The organism is Saccharomonospora piscinae, assembly GCF_005862235.1.
GTDB classification, from domain to species: Bacteria; Actinomycetota; Actinomycetes; order Mycobacteriales; family Pseudonocardiaceae; genus Saccharomonospora; species Saccharomonospora piscinae.
Window position 1 is genome coordinate 289,955 of record NZ_VCEK01000004.1, and the last position, 15,286, is coordinate 305,240.

At 71.6% G+C, this 15,286-nt stretch carries 16 protein-coding genes; 3 read left to right on the plus strand and 13 right to left on the minus strand.

Annotated features, from left to right (window positions below; all coding sequences use genetic code 11):
• Positions 1 to 13: 13 nt before the first annotated feature.
• Positions 14 to 196, minus strand: a complete 183-nt coding sequence (locus FFT09_RS17675; protein ID WP_081194844.1) for a Rho termination factor — start codon at positions 194 to 196, stop codon at positions 14 to 16.
• An 83-nt stretch (positions 197 to 279) separates the two neighbouring features.
• Between FFT09_RS17675 and FFT09_RS17680 the strand changes: the two genes are divergently transcribed.
• A complete protein-coding gene (locus FFT09_RS17680) occupies positions 280 to 1,431 on the plus strand; it encodes a site-2 protease family protein (RefSeq protein WP_138383379.1) in 1,152 nt (383 codons plus the stop codon).
• Here FFT09_RS17680 and FFT09_RS17685 read toward each other — a convergent pair.
• From FFT09_RS17685 to FFT09_RS17705, 5 genes are all read right to left on the minus strand, one after another.
• Positions 1,428 to 2,483 (minus strand): NAD-dependent epimerase/dehydratase family protein, encoded by a 1,056-nt coding sequence (locus FFT09_RS17685; protein ID WP_138383569.1) that lies wholly within the window; start codon positions 2,481 to 2,483, stop codon positions 1,428 to 1,430. The genes FFT09_RS17680 and FFT09_RS17685 overlap by 4 nt on opposite strands.
• A gap of 5 nt (positions 2,484 to 2,488) precedes the next feature.
• A complete protein-coding gene (locus FFT09_RS17690) occupies positions 2,489 to 2,932 on the minus strand; it encodes an SRPBCC family protein (protein WP_081194847.1) in 444 nt (147 codons plus the stop codon).
• A gap of 77 nt (positions 2,933 to 3,009) precedes the next feature.
• Positions 3,010 to 3,876 (minus strand): dihydropteroate synthase, encoded by an 867-nt coding sequence (folP, locus tag FFT09_RS17695; RefSeq protein WP_138383380.1) that lies wholly within the window; start codon positions 3,874 to 3,876, stop codon positions 3,010 to 3,012.
• A 44-nt stretch (positions 3,877 to 3,920) separates the two neighbouring features.
• Positions 3,921 to 4,532, minus strand: a complete 612-nt coding sequence (locus FFT09_RS17700; protein ID WP_081194851.1) for a response regulator transcription factor — start codon at positions 4,530 to 4,532, stop codon at positions 3,921 to 3,923.
• Positions 4,529 to 5,716, minus strand: coding sequence for a sensor histidine kinase (locus FFT09_RS17705; RefSeq protein WP_244231407.1), 1,188 nt, complete (start codon positions 5,714 to 5,716; stop codon positions 4,529 to 4,531). Before FFT09_RS17705 ends, FFT09_RS17700 begins: the two co-directional genes overlap by 4 nt.
• A gap of 124 nt (positions 5,717 to 5,840) precedes the next feature.
• Here FFT09_RS17705 and FFT09_RS17710 point away from each other — a divergent pair, with 124 nt between their 5' ends.
• A complete protein-coding gene (locus FFT09_RS17710) occupies positions 5,841 to 6,779 on the plus strand; it encodes an ABC transporter ATP-binding protein (RefSeq protein ID WP_081194855.1) in 939 nt (312 codons plus the stop codon).
• The gene (locus tag FFT09_RS17715) at positions 6,776 to 7,534 is read left to right on the plus strand and encodes an ABC transporter permease (RefSeq protein WP_081194857.1); all 759 of its coding nucleotides are present in this window, start codon (positions 6,776 to 6,778) and stop codon (positions 7,532 to 7,534) included. The genes FFT09_RS17710 and FFT09_RS17715 overlap by 4 nt, the downstream gene beginning before the upstream one ends.
• A 51-nt stretch (positions 7,535 to 7,585) precedes the next feature.
• Here the strand turns inward: FFT09_RS17715 and FFT09_RS17720 are convergent, their stop codons facing one another.
• From FFT09_RS17720 to FFT09_RS17750, 7 genes are all read right to left on the minus strand, one after another.
• Positions 7,586 to 8,419, minus strand: a complete 834-nt coding sequence (locus FFT09_RS17720; RefSeq protein WP_138383381.1) for an SAM-dependent methyltransferase — start codon at positions 8,417 to 8,419, stop codon at positions 7,586 to 7,588.
• 63 nt (positions 8,420 to 8,482) lie between these two features.
• Positions 8,483 to 9,451, minus strand: coding sequence for an ABC transporter substrate-binding protein (locus tag FFT09_RS17725; protein ID WP_081194859.1), 969 nt, complete (start codon positions 9,449 to 9,451; stop codon positions 8,483 to 8,485).
• A gap of 34 nt (positions 9,452 to 9,485) precedes the next feature.
• Positions 9,486 to 10,490 carry an ABC transporter permease gene (locus tag FFT09_RS17730; RefSeq protein WP_081194861.1) on the minus strand — a complete coding sequence of 335 codons (1,005 nt, stop codon included), beginning with the start codon at positions 10,488 to 10,490 and terminating at the stop codon, positions 9,486 to 9,488.
• Positions 10,487 to 12,064: a sugar ABC transporter ATP-binding protein gene (locus tag FFT09_RS17735; protein ID WP_138383382.1), complete on the minus strand. Its 1,578-nt coding sequence runs from the start codon at positions 12,062 to 12,064 to the stop codon at positions 10,487 to 10,489. Before FFT09_RS17735 ends, FFT09_RS17730 begins: the two co-directional genes overlap by 4 nt.
• Positions 12,061 to 12,954: an amidohydrolase family protein gene (locus FFT09_RS17740; RefSeq protein WP_138383383.1), complete on the minus strand. Its 894-nt coding sequence runs from the start codon at positions 12,952 to 12,954 to the stop codon at positions 12,061 to 12,063. The genes FFT09_RS17735 and FFT09_RS17740 overlap by 4 nt, the downstream gene beginning before the upstream one ends.
• Complete coding sequence (locus FFT09_RS17745; RefSeq protein WP_138383384.1) at positions 12,951 to 13,940, minus strand: aldo/keto reductase; 990 nt, start codon at positions 13,938 to 13,940, stop codon at positions 12,951 to 12,953. Before FFT09_RS17745 ends, FFT09_RS17740 begins: the two co-directional genes overlap by 4 nt.
• The gene (locus FFT09_RS17750) at positions 13,933 to 15,210 is read right to left on the minus strand and encodes an enolase C-terminal domain-like protein (protein ID WP_138383385.1); all 1,278 of its coding nucleotides are present in this window, start codon (positions 15,208 to 15,210) and stop codon (positions 13,933 to 13,935) included. The genes FFT09_RS17745 and FFT09_RS17750 overlap by 8 nt, the downstream gene beginning before the upstream one ends.
• Between the last annotated feature and the right edge of the window lie 76 nt (positions 15,211 to 15,286).

The following is a 15,286-nucleotide window of genomic DNA, read 5'->3' on the forward strand; positions in this document are numbered from 1 at the left end:
GCCGGGCCCCGGCTCAGCCGGGTTCCGGCTCCGGCCGCCGGGGCTCGGGCGGGGCCAGCTCGTTGGTCTCCCGCTGCTGCTCGATGGCCTCGATGAGTTCCGTGAAGCTCATGTGTGCCACGAAGGTGATGCCCTCCCGGCGTGCTTCCTCGGTCAACTCCGCCGTCGTCTTGCCGTACATGTTCTCGCCTGACATGAGGTCCTCCGCATTCGCTTACGCCTTTCGGGTATCCCCCGGAGCGAAGCGTTAACCCGATCGGACGCTGCGGGAGGCGTCACATGTCCTCGACGTTCACTCTCGGTACGGTCGCGGGGATTCGCGTGGGCGCGCACTGGAGTGTGCTCGGCATCCTGGTGATCCTCGTGGTCGCGCTGGGGTTCCGTAGCTGGCCGGTGATCGTGCCGGGCTACGCCGCCGTCGCCTACGTCGCGGCGGCCGTGGTGGCGGCGCTGCTGTTCCTCGTCTCGCTGCTCGCCCACGAACTCGCGCACGCGGTCGTGGCCCGGCGGCAGGGGGTCGAGGTGAACGACATCACGCTGTGGCTGCTCGGCGGGCTGGCTTCGCTGCGCAGCGAAGCGAAGACCCCCGGCGCCGACCTGCGCATCGCGGCGGCGGGGCCACTGGCCAGTGTCGTCGCCGCCGCCGTGTTCGGTGCGCTCGCCTGGCTGCTGGTGGTGGTCGACGCCCCGACGCTCGTGGTGCTGGTCGCCGCCTATCTGGCCGTGCTCAACGTCGTGCTGGCCGCGTTCAACCTCGTTCCCGCGGCACCGCTGGACGGTGGGCGCATCCTGCGTGCCGCGCTGTGGGCGTGGCGCGGCGACCGCGACCGGGCGGCCTGGTGGAGCGCCAGGGCCGGGCGGGGCTTCGGCATCGCCCTCATCCTGCTCGGAGCGTGGCAACTGCTGTTCGTCGGCACGGGAAACGGGCTGTGGTGGGTGCTGATCGGCCTGTTCGTCGTCACGGTCGCCGGCGCCGAGGAACAGCAGGCACGTCTGGGCAGCACGCTGGCCGACGTCCGGGTGTCCGAGGTGATGAGCGCGGACCCGGACACCACCGAGGGAGCCCGGTCGGTGCACGACTTCCTGCACGGGGTGCTGCTCCAGCGGCGGCACTCGGCGTTTCCGGTGGTCGACGAGCAGGGCCGGGTCGAGGGCCTCGTGACCCTCAACCGGCTGCGGTCGGTACCGCTCGCGCAGCGCGCGACCACCACGGTGCGCGAGATCGCCGCGCTGCTCGCCGACGTGCCCGTCACCGAACCGGACGCCCGGCTCACCGACCTGCTGCCCGCACTGCGCGACGCGGCCGACGGCAGGGCGCTCGTGTTCGACGGCGACCGGCTCACGGGCATCGTCACGCCCACCGACGTCAGCAGGGCCGTGGCGGTGCGTGGTCTCGTGGCAGGCAGTGGTTCCGGCGGCTCCGGCGGCTAGGGACGCCTGCCCACACCCGTGGCGAGTTCGCCGAGCCTGCCTCCCGGCACGGACGGCGCCAGTGGCGGGGTGTCCCGGCCCGCACGCTCGGCCAGGCCGGTGAGGAACTCGGAGATCGCCTCGGCCGCCGAATACCGCGGAGCCCACCGCAGTTCGGTGCGTGCTCGCGTGGTGTCCATCAGCGGCAGCCGCACCACCGCGTCGAACAACCCCGGCGAGGCGGGCACCAGCCGCAGGTTCCAGGCCGCCGACAACGCGGACCGCAGCAGCCGAGACGGCATCCGCACCGTGCGCGCGCCCAGCAGGCCCGCGAGCAGGCGCCCGTCGACGGGCTCGTCGGCCGCCACGTTGAAGGCGCCGCGCACGTCGCGCACCGCCGCGAGCCGGAACGCCTGCCCGGCGTCGGAAGAGTGCAGGACCTGCATCCGCAGATCCCGGGGGTTCGGCACCACGGGCACCAGGCCGGGGCGCAGGAGCCCCGCCGGGACGAAGGGGCCGAGGAACAGCCGCCGCTGCTGGCTGGCCGACTCCCGCCGGAAGACGAAGCCGGGCCGCAGCCGCACCACCCGGGTACCGGTGTGCTCGGCCTCGAACGCGTCCAGCGCCCGCTCCAGGTACGCCTTCTCCCGGGTGTACGCCGCGCCGGGCCAGCCGTGCGTGGGCCACTGCTCCGACACCAGCCGGTCCTTCGGGCCCGGCGAGTAGGCGCCCACCGACGACGAGTACACCAGCGCGGGCACCGCGCACCGCCCCGCCGCCTCGAAGACCCGGACGCTGCCCAGCACGTTGTTGCGCCACGTCGTCACCGGATCGCGGGTGGGCTGGAACAGCCACGCCAGATGCACGACCACGTCGGCGTCCTCGAACAGTGCGTCGAGGGCCGCGTCGTCGGCCTTGCCGAGGTCGAGCGGCTCGATCCGCAGTTTCGGGTGCGACCAGCGGGGCTCGCGCCGTGCCACACCGATGATCGAGGACACGCCGGGGTCGGCGCCCAGCGCCTCCACCGTGCTCGTGCCGATGTTGCCGGTGGCGCCGGTGACGACGACGCGCAACCCGCTCATCCGGCGCTCCCGGCGTCGCGCACGAGGGCCACCAGCCGGTCGAGCGCCTGCTCGATACCGCGGTCGACCTCCTCGCTGTACTCCCCGCCCAGGGTCTCGGGCTGGGAGCCCGAGAAGGTCACGTGCAGCGTGGCGAGGGTGGCCTGCCCCGCCGGTGCGCCGCCTCCGGTGTCGTGCGGCTCGACCTGCAACCAGCCCTCGTAGTCGCGGTCCGTGCCGCCCCAGCGCAACCGCATCCGGTCGCGGTCGGCGTCGAGGTAGCCGTCCTCGTCGTGGACCTCGCTGCCGCTGGCGATCCACGCGTGCAGGGCGCCGTCGCCCTCGGGCTCCACCTCCACGCCCTCGGGAGTCCAGCTGTCCAGCACCGACGGCGACGACGCGAGGTCGAAGACGACCTCCGGCGAGGCGGCGATGACGCGGGTGTGCTCGAAATCGGCCATGCGGCGGGCATACCCGTCCCGGCGGCGGCTATGCCGGGACGTGCCGGTCAGCGCCGGTCACGACGCGCGCTCCGTCGCTACGTGAGCCCTCGCAGGCACCACGACGGCGGGCGAGTGCCCCGGATGCTGGCCACCATGTCCACGACCTGCCGCGTTCGGCGCACCTCGTGGGCGCGGAAGACCGCCGCGCCCTCCCACGCGGCGACCGCCGTCGCGGCCAGCGTGCCGTCGACGCGCTCGCCCAGCTCGGCGTCCAGGGTCTCGCCGATGAAGTCCTTGTTCGACAACGCCAGCAGCACCGGCCACGGTGTCGACGTGAGCTCCCGGATCCGGCGCAGCAGTTCGAGCCCGTGCCACGTGTTCTTGCCGAAGTCGTGGGTCGGGTCGATGAGAATGCCGCCGCGCGGCACACCGAGCTCGGCGACGTGTTCGGCGCGGGCCGTGACCTCCTCCGCCACGGCGGCCACGACATCGGTGTAGCGCACGCGATGCGGCAGACTGCGCGGCGAGGCGCCGCCGGTGTGGGAGCACACGTAGCCCGCGCCGAATTCGGCGGCCACCTCGGCCAGCGCGGGATCGGCGGACTGCCAGGTGTCGTTGATGAGGTCCGCACCCCGCTCACACGCCCGCCTGCCGACCTCCGAGCGCCAGGTGTCCACGCTGAGCAGCAGTCCGGGATGGCGGTCGCGCACGGCGGCCACCACGGGCACGACGCGGCGGATCTCCTCCTCGGCGCTCACGTCCGAGCCCGGTCCCGCCTTCACCCCGCCGATGTCGACGATGTCGGCGCCGTGGGCGACGGCGGCGTCCACGGCCCGCACCGCGGCGTCGAGGCCGAAGGTGGCGCCCCGGTCGTAGAACGAGTCCGGGGTCCGGTTGACGATCGCCATGACGAGCGCCCGGTCGCGCTCCACCACGCGCCCACGACAATGCAGGGTGACCACGACGCGACCCTAGCCGCCGGATGACGCACTCCGCCGCCGTGCCGTCAGATCCAGCCTTCCTCCCACGCGCGGCGGGCCGCCTCGTAGCGGGTGGACACGCCCAGCTTGGTCATGGCCGACGACAGGTAGTTGCGCACCGTGCCCGGTGCAAGGTGGACCCGGTCCGCGATGGCGCCGACGGTGGCACCGGTGTGGGCGTGGCGCAGCAGTTCCAGCTCGCGCTCGGTGAGCGGGCACGCGGTGGCCGTCAACGCGGACGCGGCGATCTCGGGGTCGACATAGCGCCTGCCCGAGTGAACGTCTCGCAGGATCTCCGCGAGCCTGCTCGCCGCGGTGGTCTTCGGGACGAACCCCCGAACACCGGCGGCCAGCGCCCGTTTCAGCACCCCCGGCCGTGCGTGCCGGGTGACGATCACGACGGGCACGGCGAACTCGGTGTGGACCAGGCTCGCCGCCTCGAGTCCGTCGGTGCCGGGCATCTCCAGGTCGAACACCGCCAGGTCGGGCCGGGTGCCGCGCACCAGAGCCACGGCCTTCGCGCCGTCACCGGCCTGCCCGACGACCTCGATGTCGTCCTCCAGGTCGAGCAACGTGGCCAGCGCGCCGCGGATCAGGTCCTCGTCGTCGGCGAGCACGATCCGGATCAGTTCGATCACCTCCGCGCGGGGGCGTGCCCGCCCAGCTCGAATGTCGCGGCCTCACCCGAGCCGGTCACGCGGGCGGCCACGTCACCGCCGAGTGCGGCGAACCGCTCGCGCAGCCCGGCGATGCCGCTGCCGGGCCGGGCGGGGCCCGGGGTGACGCCGTCGTTGGCCAACCGTACGCGGACGGTGTCACCGCCCGTGTCCAGCGTCAGCGTGCAGGAACTCGCGTGGGTGTGCCGCAGGATGTTCGTGGTGCCCTCCCGCACGAGCGAGCCGAACAACGCCTGCAGGGGCGGCGGGACCTCCCGCGCGGCTCCTCGGACCTCGGTCTCGATTCCCGCGGCGGCGAGGACGTCGACGGCGTTGGCGATCTCGCTGTGCAGGGTGGTGGCCCGGTAGCCGTGGACGACGGTGCGGGTGTCGGTCAGCGCCGTCCGGGCCAGCTCGGTGAGTTCGGCCGCGTGGGCTCGCGCCGCGTCGTCGTCGCGGCCGATGAGCCGCTCGGCCAGCTCGCCCTTCAACAGGATCGCCTGGAGGTGGTGGCCCTGCACATCGTGCAGTTCGGCGGCGAACCGGAGGCGTTCCCGTGCCACGGCGAGTTCCTCCGCCATCGCCCGGGCCCGGTCGATCTCGACGACCATGTCCCAGAACCACAGCTGGGCCACGTCGATGACCACGATGGTCACGACGAACGCCGCGGCCAGCCCGGCCAGCACCCACGGCCACCACGCACCACTCGCGTCGTCCCTGCCGGAGGCGGCGACCAGGCCGGCCGTCGCCGTCGTCAGCGCCAGAGCCAGCGTCAGCCACAGCCGCCTGCCGGGTGCGGTGTTGCTCAGTATGCCGCCGGCGAGCAGCGCGGGGGCGAACGCCCACGACGTCGGATTGGCCACGACCACGATCGCGTAACACCAGATCGCGGTCGCCACGGCGAACGTCGCCAGGTGCTCGGCCGTCGGTCCGGTGTGCCGGACCCGCTCCCGCAGAGCGTGGCTGACGAACCGCATGCGCTGCACGATCGTGAGGACCGTGGTCAGCACGGCGGGCACCAGGATTTCCGCTGTGTGGGTCCGGTCGGCGACGCTTTGCAGCACGGGCAACGCGGCGAGGTAGCCGATTCCCGCCAGCGACCACCACGTGTAGCGGCGCAGCCGGTGCAGGCCCTTGCGGGTTCCGTCGGGTTGGTCGTCGTTCACTTCGCGGAGTGTACGCGCGGGTGCCCGCATGACAGATGTCATCACCGGGGCGTGCGCGATCGCATGTGGACCGTTGACGCCCGGCTCTACCGCCGGCCTCGCGAGGGCGGCCAGGCTGGCGGCCATGAATGAGGTGATGGTCGACGTCCAGGGGCTGCACGTCGCCTACGGCGATTTCGTCGCCGTGCGCGAGGTGAGCTTCTCGGTGCGACGGGGAGAGCTGTTCGCGCTGCTGGGGACCAACGGAGCGGGCAAGACGACGACGATGGAGACACTGGAGGGGCACCGGAGGCCGACCCGGGGCACCGTGCGGGTGGTGTCCAAGGACCCGTTCCGCGAGCGGGCGAGCGTACACGGCCAGTGCGGCATCATGCTCCAGTCGGGCGGGTTCGCGGGCGATCTCACGGTGCGCGAGACCGCGCGTCTGTGGAGCCGGATCGTGACCAGCCGGTCTACTGTGGACGAGGGGCTGGAGCGGCTTGGGCTGGCACATCGCGCGGGCGTGCGGGTCAAGCAGCTCTCGGGCGGGGAACGGCGCAGGCTGGATCTCGTGCTGGCCACGCTGGGGCGGCCCGAGGTCCTGTTCCTCGACGAGCCCACGACCGGGCTCGATCCCGAGTCGCGGCAGGCGACGTGGGAGCTGGTGAGCGAACTACTGGCCGAGGGCACCACCGTGCTGCTGACCACCCATTACCTGGAGGAGGCCGAGCGGCTGGCGCACCGGCTCGCGATCATGCACGAGGGCCGGATCGCCGTGGCGGGCAGCCTCGCCGACGTGCTCGCCCGCTACCGTGCGCGGATCGACTTCCGGGTGGTGGGCGACGCGGGTGCCGCACCGGTTCCCGACCTTCCCGTGCTGTCCGGGACGATCGAGCCGCAGCGCGCGGCCGAGCAGGCGGTGCGCGTGGTGACCGACGACCTGCAGGGTGATCTGGAGCGGGTGCTCGCGTGGGCGCGGACCCACGGGCTGCGGCTGCACGGCCTCAGCGCCCGGCACGCCTCGCTCGACGAGGTGTTCCGCGACGTCGTCGACTCGGGACGGCCGCAGGAGGTGGCGGCGTGAACGTGCGGAAAATCGCGGCCATCTCCGGAGCGGAGGCCCGGCTTCTGGTGCGCAACACGGCGGTCGCCGTGGCGGCGCTGGTGATGCCGCTGGTCATCGCGGGCATGTTCGTCGTGTCGGGGCTCCAGCAGTCCCCGCCGGACGGGTGGGGCTATTTCGTGGCGCTGATGCTGGTCACGGTGTTCGGTATGTCGGGCTGTATCTCCGCGGCGGGCACGCTGACCTACCGCCGGGACGAGCTCTACCTGAAACGGCTGCGGTGCTCGCAGTCCTCCGACGCGACCATCCTCGCGGGCGTGCTGGCCCCCGCCGTGGTCGTGACGATCGCGCAGTGTGCCATCGTGCTGGCGATCATCGGGATCGCCGCGTCGTCGCTGCCCGCCCACCCGCCGCTGCTCGTGGCGGTGATCGTGCTGGGCACGGTGATGAGCGTCGGGCTCGGCATGGCCACCACCGGGTTCTCGTCCTCCGGTGAGCAGGCCCAGACCGTGGCGACCCCGGTGTTCTTCGTGCTGATCGGAACGGCGATCTGGGCCGGGATGAGCCTCGGCGACGGGCCGGACGGACTCAGCCCGGTGCAGGCCCTCTCACCCGGCGGTGCGGTCGTGCAGCTCGCCCAGCTTTCCTACGACTCCGGCAGCACGCTGGCCGGTGCGGCGGCCGAGGCGCTGCCCTCCTTGGCAGCACTCGCCGGGTGGGCCGTGGTGGGCGCGGGCGCGGCGCGCAGGTACTTCCGCTGGGAACCGCGCGCCTGAGGTGGCCGGGGGCGGGCCGGACCGTGAGCCAGGCCCGCCCGGCGCCGGGTCTCACCGTCCGGGCTTGCGTGCCACACCCGCCACCGCGCGGGTCCGCGCGGGGTCCCCGACGAAGGTGTCGTCGGGGCGCCACTGCGGCAACCACACCAGCCCGGGGTCGAGCAGGTCGAAGTCGTCGAAGAACTCCGCGATCGCCGCCCGGTCGCGCAGCCCGTTCGAGCCCTGCACCGCCGTACGGGAGCGATAGTTGTCGCTGATCTCCTCGAACGCCTCCTTGGCCCGGTCGTCGCCGGTGTCGACACAGGCGTGCGAGAGCACGAGCAGGCTGCCCGGCGCCAGCCGTTCCCGGTAGAACGCGAGCGTGCGTTCGGGCTCCCGCTCCGAGGGCAGCAGGTGCAGCAGTGCCACGGTCAGCAGGCAGATCGGGCGCCGGGGGTCGATGCCCTCGCCGACGATGCGCTCCCACAACTCGGGGCCGTCGAAGAAGTCACCCGCCAGCGCGCGATGCCGTTCGGGGTCGGCGGTGTCCTCCAGCAGGATCTGGGAGTGCGCGTGCGCCACCGGTTCGTTGTCGATGTAGACCACGCGCGACTCGCCGGGCGCCACCTCGTCGGCGGTCTCGTGGACGCTGCCCTGGGTGGGCAGGCCGCTGCCGATGTCGACGAACTGGCGGATGCCTTCCTCCGCCGCGTGGCGCACCGCCCGGCGCAGGAAGGCGCGGTTCTCGCGCACCGCCTCCCGGATCTCGGGGGCCAGAGCGAGCTGTTTCTCGGCGAACTCGCGGTCGACGGCGTAGTTGTTCGTCCCGCCGAGCCAGTAGTCGTAGACCCGGCCGGACGAGGGGCGGCTCAGGTCGAGGTCGAGAGATCGTTTCGGTGTCGGCACGGGCGAAGCGTAGCGACCAGGGTGCCGCGAAGGCCACCTTCGCGGCACCCTGACCGAGCCGTCTCACTCGTAGATCGCGGCCTGGATCTCCGGCGAGTCGATGTTGTCCTTGTCGTACCAGTAGAAGTTCGTGTCGATGGTCTCCGGCAGTTCCTCGCCGTTGATCGCCTTGGTGGCCGCCTCCACGAGCTGGCGGCCCATGTCGATGGGGTCCTGGGTGACGGCGCCGGTCATCGTGCCGTCGTTGATGGCGTCGATCTGCGCCTGGCCCGAGTCGAAGCCCACCACGGTGAGCCCGTCCGCGCCGCTCTCGCGCACTCCGTTGATCACACCGATGGCCGAACCCTCGTTGGAGGCGTAGATGCCGTCGAGGTCGGGGTTCGACGAGATGATCGACTTGGTGATGTTGGCGGAGGTGAGCTGGTCGCCGCCCCCGTACTGCGGGTCGAGCACCGTGATGCCCGGCGCGTTGGCTTCCATCCACTCCCGGAAGCCGTCGCGGCGGTCGGTGCCGGAACTGCTGGTCTGGTCGTGGACCACCATCGCGACCGTGCCCTCGCCGCCCAGCTCTTCGGCCATGTTCTTGGCGGCCTCGGCCGCGGCGGCCTTGTTGTCGGTCGCCACCGTGGTCACCGGAATGTCGCTGTCCACGCCCGAGTCGAAGGCCACCACCGGAATGTCCTGTGCCTGGGCCTGGTCGAGTAGTGGCGCGGCGGCCTTGCTGTCGAGTGCCGCGAAGCCGACCGCGTCGGGGTTCTTGGCGAGGTCGTTGGTCAGCATGTTCAGCTGCTCCTCGACCTCCTGCTCGGTGGCCGGGCCGACGAATGTCACCCGCGCGCCCTGCTCGGCCGCGGCCTCGTCGGCACCCTGCTTCACGGCCTGCCAGAACTGGTGCTGGAAGCCCTTCGACACGATGGCGATGTACGGCTCGTCGCCGCCACCCCCGCCCTCTCCGGAACCCGAGCCGCACGCGGCGAGGGTCAGTGCCAGCGCGGATGCCGCGGCCGCCGCGAGGAACTTGTGCGTTTTCATGACCAGATCTCCTTTGTTCTGGTGGGGCGGCGTGTCAGGCCGACACGTCCTTCGTGCGCATCCGGTCGGTGTAGACGGCCACGAGGATGACGCAGCCGAGGATGACGTTCTGCCACTCCTGCGGGATGGACATGATCTGCAGCCCGTTGTTGAGCACCGAGATGATCAGCGCGCCGATCAGGGTGCCCACGATGGAGCCCTTTCCGCCCGACAGCGACGTGCCGCCGATGACGACGGCCGCGATGGCCTGCAGCTCGTAACCCATGCCGGTGGCGGGCTGCGCGGAGCCGAGCCGGGCCGAGATCATCACACCGGCGAGTCCGATGAACAGCCCGGCGAAGGTGTAGATGACGATCTTCCACCGGCGCACGTCGATACCGGACAGCGCGGTGGCCTCCTCGTTGCTGCCGATCGAGTAGGTGTAGCGCCCGAGCACGCTGCGGGTCAGCAGTACCCCGGCGATGATGGCCACGGCGAGCAGGATGAGCACCGCGTTGGGGAAGTCCACACCGGGGATCAGGTTGCCGCGCGACAGCTCCACGTAGCCGGGCACGTCGTTGAAGTAGATGGGGCTGCTGTCGGACAGCACCAGCGCGAGCCCCTCGGCCACGAGCATCATCGCCAGCGTCGCGATGAACGGGGGGATTTTCAGCAGCGCGATGTTGAGCCCGTTGACCAGTCCCACCAGGCCGCCGAACAGCACCGCCGCGAGCACACCCAGCGGCAGGGGCAGCCCGAGGTCCACGAGGAACACCCCGGACATCACCGCGCACAGCGCCATACCCGTTCCGATGGACAGGTCGATGCCGCCCGCGATGATGACGAACGTGGTGCCGATCGCGAGTGTGCCGATGACGACCGTGGAGAACAGGATCGCGGTGAAGTTGTCGTAGGTGAAGAAGTACGGACTCGCGATCGAGAAGAACGCGTAGATGGCGATGAGACTGGCGAACGCCAGAAGCTGCTGGAGCCTGCTCTTCAGCAGGCCCGAGACGCCACTGTCCGATGTGCTCGTCGACTGCGGGGTGACCGTTGTCATCGCTGAGCCTCTTTCCCGGCCTCGTCGCCGGCCGTGTCCTCGTCCCCGCCGTTGTCCCCGGGGCGCAGCGTCGCGTAGTGCATGATGTTCTCCTGACTGGCCTCCGCCGCGTCGAGTACGGCGGTGAGCCGTCCCTCGCTCATCACCGCGACGCGGTGCGACATGCGGAGGATCTCGGGCAGCTCCGACGAGATCATGATGATCGACTTGCCCTGCTCGGCCAGGTCGTTCAACAGCGCGTAGATCTCGTCCTTGGCTCCCACGTCGATGCCCCTGGTGGGCTCGTCGAAGATCAGAATGTCGCAGTCGGTGACCAGCCACTTGGCGATGACGACCTTCTGCTGGTTGCCACCCGAGAGATGCTTGGCGATCTGGTCGATCGACGGCGTCTTGATCTTCAAAGTCTCGACGTAGCGCTGCGCGACGCCCCGGGTCTCGCCGTCGCGCACGAAGCCCGCCGTCGAGAACGAGCGCCGCAGCGCCCCGAGGGCGATGTTCGCGCGCACGTCGTGGTCGAGCAGCAGTCCGAATCGTTTGCGGTCCTCGGACAGGTAACCGATGCCGTGCCGGGCCGCGTCGGCGGGCCGTTTCAGGCGCACCGGTTCGCCGTGCAGGGTGACCGTGCCGCCGCTGATCGGGTCGGCACCGACCAGCGCCCGCGCGACCTCCGTGCGCCCGGCACCCATCAGCCCGGCGAATCCGAGGATCTCGCCTCGCCGCAGGTCGAACGCGACGTCGGTCAGCAGTTCCTTGGTCGACAGCCCGCGCACGTCGAGCACGACCTCGCGGTCGTCGCGCACGCCCACCGGACCGGTGTCGGTGTCGAGCGACCGGCCGACCATCCTCGCGATGATCTCGGCCGTGGTGGTCGTGGCCGACTCCACCGTGTCGATGTACGCGCCGTCGCGGATCACCGTGACCCGGTCGCAGATCCGCCTGATCTCCTCCATGCGGTGCGAGATGTAGATGGCGCCCGTGCCGGGCCGCACGAACCGGCGGATCAGCTCGTGCAGCGTCTGGACCTCGGCCTCGTTCAGCGCGGCGGTCGGCTCGTCGAGGATCAGCACCTTCGGCTCGTACGACAGCGCCTTGGCGATCTCGACCATCTGTGCCTTGGCGACGGTGAGGTCGCCCACGATCGTCCTCGGGTCGAGCGGCAGGTGCAGGCGGTCGAGCAGCGCGGCCGCGTCGGCGTTGAGCTTGCGCTCGTCGAGCAGCATCCGGGCCCGTCGCGGTTCCCGCCCGATGAAGATGTTCTGCGCCACCGTCAGGTGCGGTACGAGGTTGAGCTCCTGGTGGATGATGCTGATGCCGAGCGAGGTGGCTTCCTTCGGGCTGCCCGCGCGGTAGGGCCTGCCGTCGAGGGCGAACTCGCCCGCGTCCGGGGTCTCGATGCCCGACAGCAGCTTCATCAGCGTGGACTTGCCGGCACCGTTCTCCCCGACGAGCGCCAGCACCTCGCCGGAGCGCAGCTCCAGCCGCATGTCGTCCAGCGCCCTGACTCCGGGGAACGTCTTGCGCACACCCTCGACGCGCAGCAGCGTCTCCGGGGCCGCCGTGGCCGTCTCGCTCATTCGTTGCGCTCCCTCGCGTCGGTTGCCCCGAGCCGGTACACCGCACGGGCCGTTCCGCCGAGCACGGCCGCCTGCTCGCCGGGCGACAACTCGGCCACCAGCTGTGCGGTGGCTCGCCACATCGGCTGGTAGCCGCCGTGTGGCAGGGTCATCGGCCAGTCCCCGCCGTACAGCAGGCGGTCGGGGCCGAAGGCGTCCAGCGCCGCCTCCCACGCGGGCCGCAGTGCCTCGGTCGTCACCGGCCTGCCCGGAGCGTGCAGGCCCGAGACCTTGGCGACGGTGTTCGGCCTGCGTGCCAGTTCGGTCACGACCGCGTGCCACTGGGCGAACTCGGCGGGGTCGTCCGGCGGTTTGCCGAGGTGGTCGAGCACGATGCGCAGCCGCGGAAGCGCGTCGGCCAGTTCCACGGTGGCGGCCAGGTGGCGGGGCCAGGCGTCGGGGACGTCGAACGGCAGTCCGTGCTCGGCCAGCGCGGCCAAAGACGTCCGCACCCGCGGCAGCGCCAGGAAGTCGGCTCGCGGATCGTCGTGGACGAGGTGCCGGACCCCGCGCAACGCCGTGTGAGCGCCCAGCTCCTCCAACCGCTCGCGGGCCTGGCGGGGCTCGTCGAGCCGGACCCAGCCGACCACGCCGGCCAGCCACGGGTGCGCCGCGGCCTGGGAGAGCAGGAAGTCGGTGTCGCGGTCGGAGTCCTCGGCCTGGACCAGCAACGCCGAACCGATGCCCGCCTCGGTCAGCTCCGCGCGGGCGCGCTCGGCGGTGACGGTGGTGTGCAGGGGGCCACCCGGTGGAATCCAGGAGTAGGAGCTGACGGAGAGGTCCCACACATGCAGGTGGGCATCGACGACGGCGTCGGCGGGCCACGGAAACGACACTGTCGACACTGTCATAGCCGCGTCAGTCCTCGCTCCCGCAGGGCCGCCCACAGTGCGTCCGGGACGGGGGCGGCCATGCGTCGGGTGTTGTCACGTACCTGGCCGGGGGTGGCCGAACCGGCCACGACTGTACGCACCGACTCGTCGGTGAGGGAATACCTCAGCGCCGCCGTCGGCAGGTCCACTCCGAACTCCCGGCACACGCCCGCGACGGCGCGTGCCCGCGCCAGAACGTCGCCGGGGACGGGCGCGTACTCGTACCGCCCTCCTGGGCCGGGTTCGGAGCTGGTGAGCAGGCCGGAGTTGAAGACGGCAGCGGCGATCACGCCGATGCCGCGACCGCGACACTCGGGCAGCACGTCCTCGGCCGCCGACTGGTCGAGCAGCGTCAGCCTGCCCGCGACCATGAGCAGATCGGGGACGCCGGTCCGCGCCGAGGCCAGCAGCGCGGGGGTGGCCTTGGAGCCCACGCCCACGGCGGCCACGACGCCCTCGTCCCGCAGGGCCGCGAGGGTGTCGAGGCCCGGCCGCAACGCGCCGTCGAGGCCCCCCAGGCCGTCGGCGGCGCGGTACTCCTCGGGATCGTGCAGGTACACGACGTCGACCGAGTCCAGCCCCAGCCGGTGCAGCGACTCGTCGAGTCCGCGCCGGATGCCGTCGGGGGAGACGTCCCACACCCGCTCCTGGTCGGCGGGCACGACGAAGTTGTGGGCGGTGTCGAGTGCCCCTGCCGGTGCGTCCACGGGCCGGGGACGCAGCCGCCTGCCGACCTTGGTGGAGACCACGAAGTCGGCGCGGGGCTTCGTGGCGAGGAAGGCACCGAGCCTGCGCTCGGACAGCCCGAGCCCGTAGTGCGGAGCCGTGTCGAAGTAGCGGATGCCGAGCTCCCACGCGGTCTCCAGCACCGCCCAGGCAGTCTCGTCGCTCATCCGCTCGTAGAGGTTGCCGAGGTTGGCCGCTCCGAGCGACAGCGGGCCGAACCGCGCGCCCACATCAGTCATGCGCGTACTCCCGCAACGACGCGGCGTACATCTCGGTGCCCGCCCCCGGCGTCGTGGGCGCGCGGTAGCGGCCGTCGCGCACCACGACCGGCGACAGGAAGTGCTCGTGCAGGTGATCCACGAACTCGATCATCCGCCCCTGGGTGCTGCCGGACACGGCGACGTAGTCGAACATCGCCAGGTGCTGCACGGCCTCGCACAACCCCACACCGCCCGCGTGCGGGCACACCGGCACACCGAACTTCGCGGCCAGCAGCAGGATCGCGATGTTCTCGTTGACCCCGGCGACGCGGGTCGCGTCGAGCTGCAGCACGCTCAGCGCGTCGGCCTGCAGGAACTGCTTGAACACCACGCGGTTGGCGATGTGCTCGCCGCTGGCCACCGGAACCGGCGCCACCGCCCTGGCGATGGCCGCGTGGGCCAGCACGTCGTCCGGGCTGGTGGGCTCCTCGATCCAGGCCAGGTCGAACGGTTTCAGCTCCGTCACCCAGCGCACCGCCTCGTCGACGTCCCACCGCTGGTTGGCGTCGACGGCGATGCGAATGCCGGGCCCGCACGTGTCGCGGGCGATGCGGAGCCTGCGCAGGTCGTCGTCGAGGTCGGCGCCGACCTTGAGTTTGATCTGCGTGAAGCCGTCGGCCACCGCCTCGCGGCACAGCCGGGCCAGCTTCTCGTCGTCGTAGCCGAGCCAGCCCGGTGTGGTGGTGTAGGCCGGGTAGCCCTCGGCGAGCAGGCTCCGCTGCCGCCGCGCCCGCCCCGGCTCGGCCGCGCGCAGCAGCTCCAGCGCCTCCTCGCGGGTGAGCGCGTCGGTGAGGTAGCGGAAGTCGACCAGGTCCACGAGCTGTTCCGGGCTCATCGCCGCCAGCACCTGCCACAGCGGCCTGCCCTCGCGTTTGGCCCTGAGGTCCCACAACGCGTTGATCACGGCGCCGACGGCCATGTGCATGACGCCCTTCTCGGGCCCCAGCCACCGCAGCTGGGAGTCGTGGACGAGCTCGCGCCACACCCCGCCGAGGTCGTCGAGCGTGGCGTCGACGTCGCGGCCGACGAGGTGGGACTCCAGCGCGCGCAGCGCGGCCACCTGGACGTCGTTGCCCCTGCCGATGGTGAAGACGAAACCGTGGCCCGAGAGCCCGTCGTCGGCGTCGGTGAGAACGCGCACGTAGCTGGCCGAGTAGTCCGGGTCGGGGTTCATCGCGTCCGAGCCGTCCAGCGTCTGCGACGTCGGGAAGCGCACGTCGTGGGTGTGCAGGGCGAGAATGCGCGCCACGGAAGCTACCGCCTTCGTTGTCCGGGGTGACTCACTGCGGCGAACGATAGACATCCGATGTATCGGGCGTCAAGAC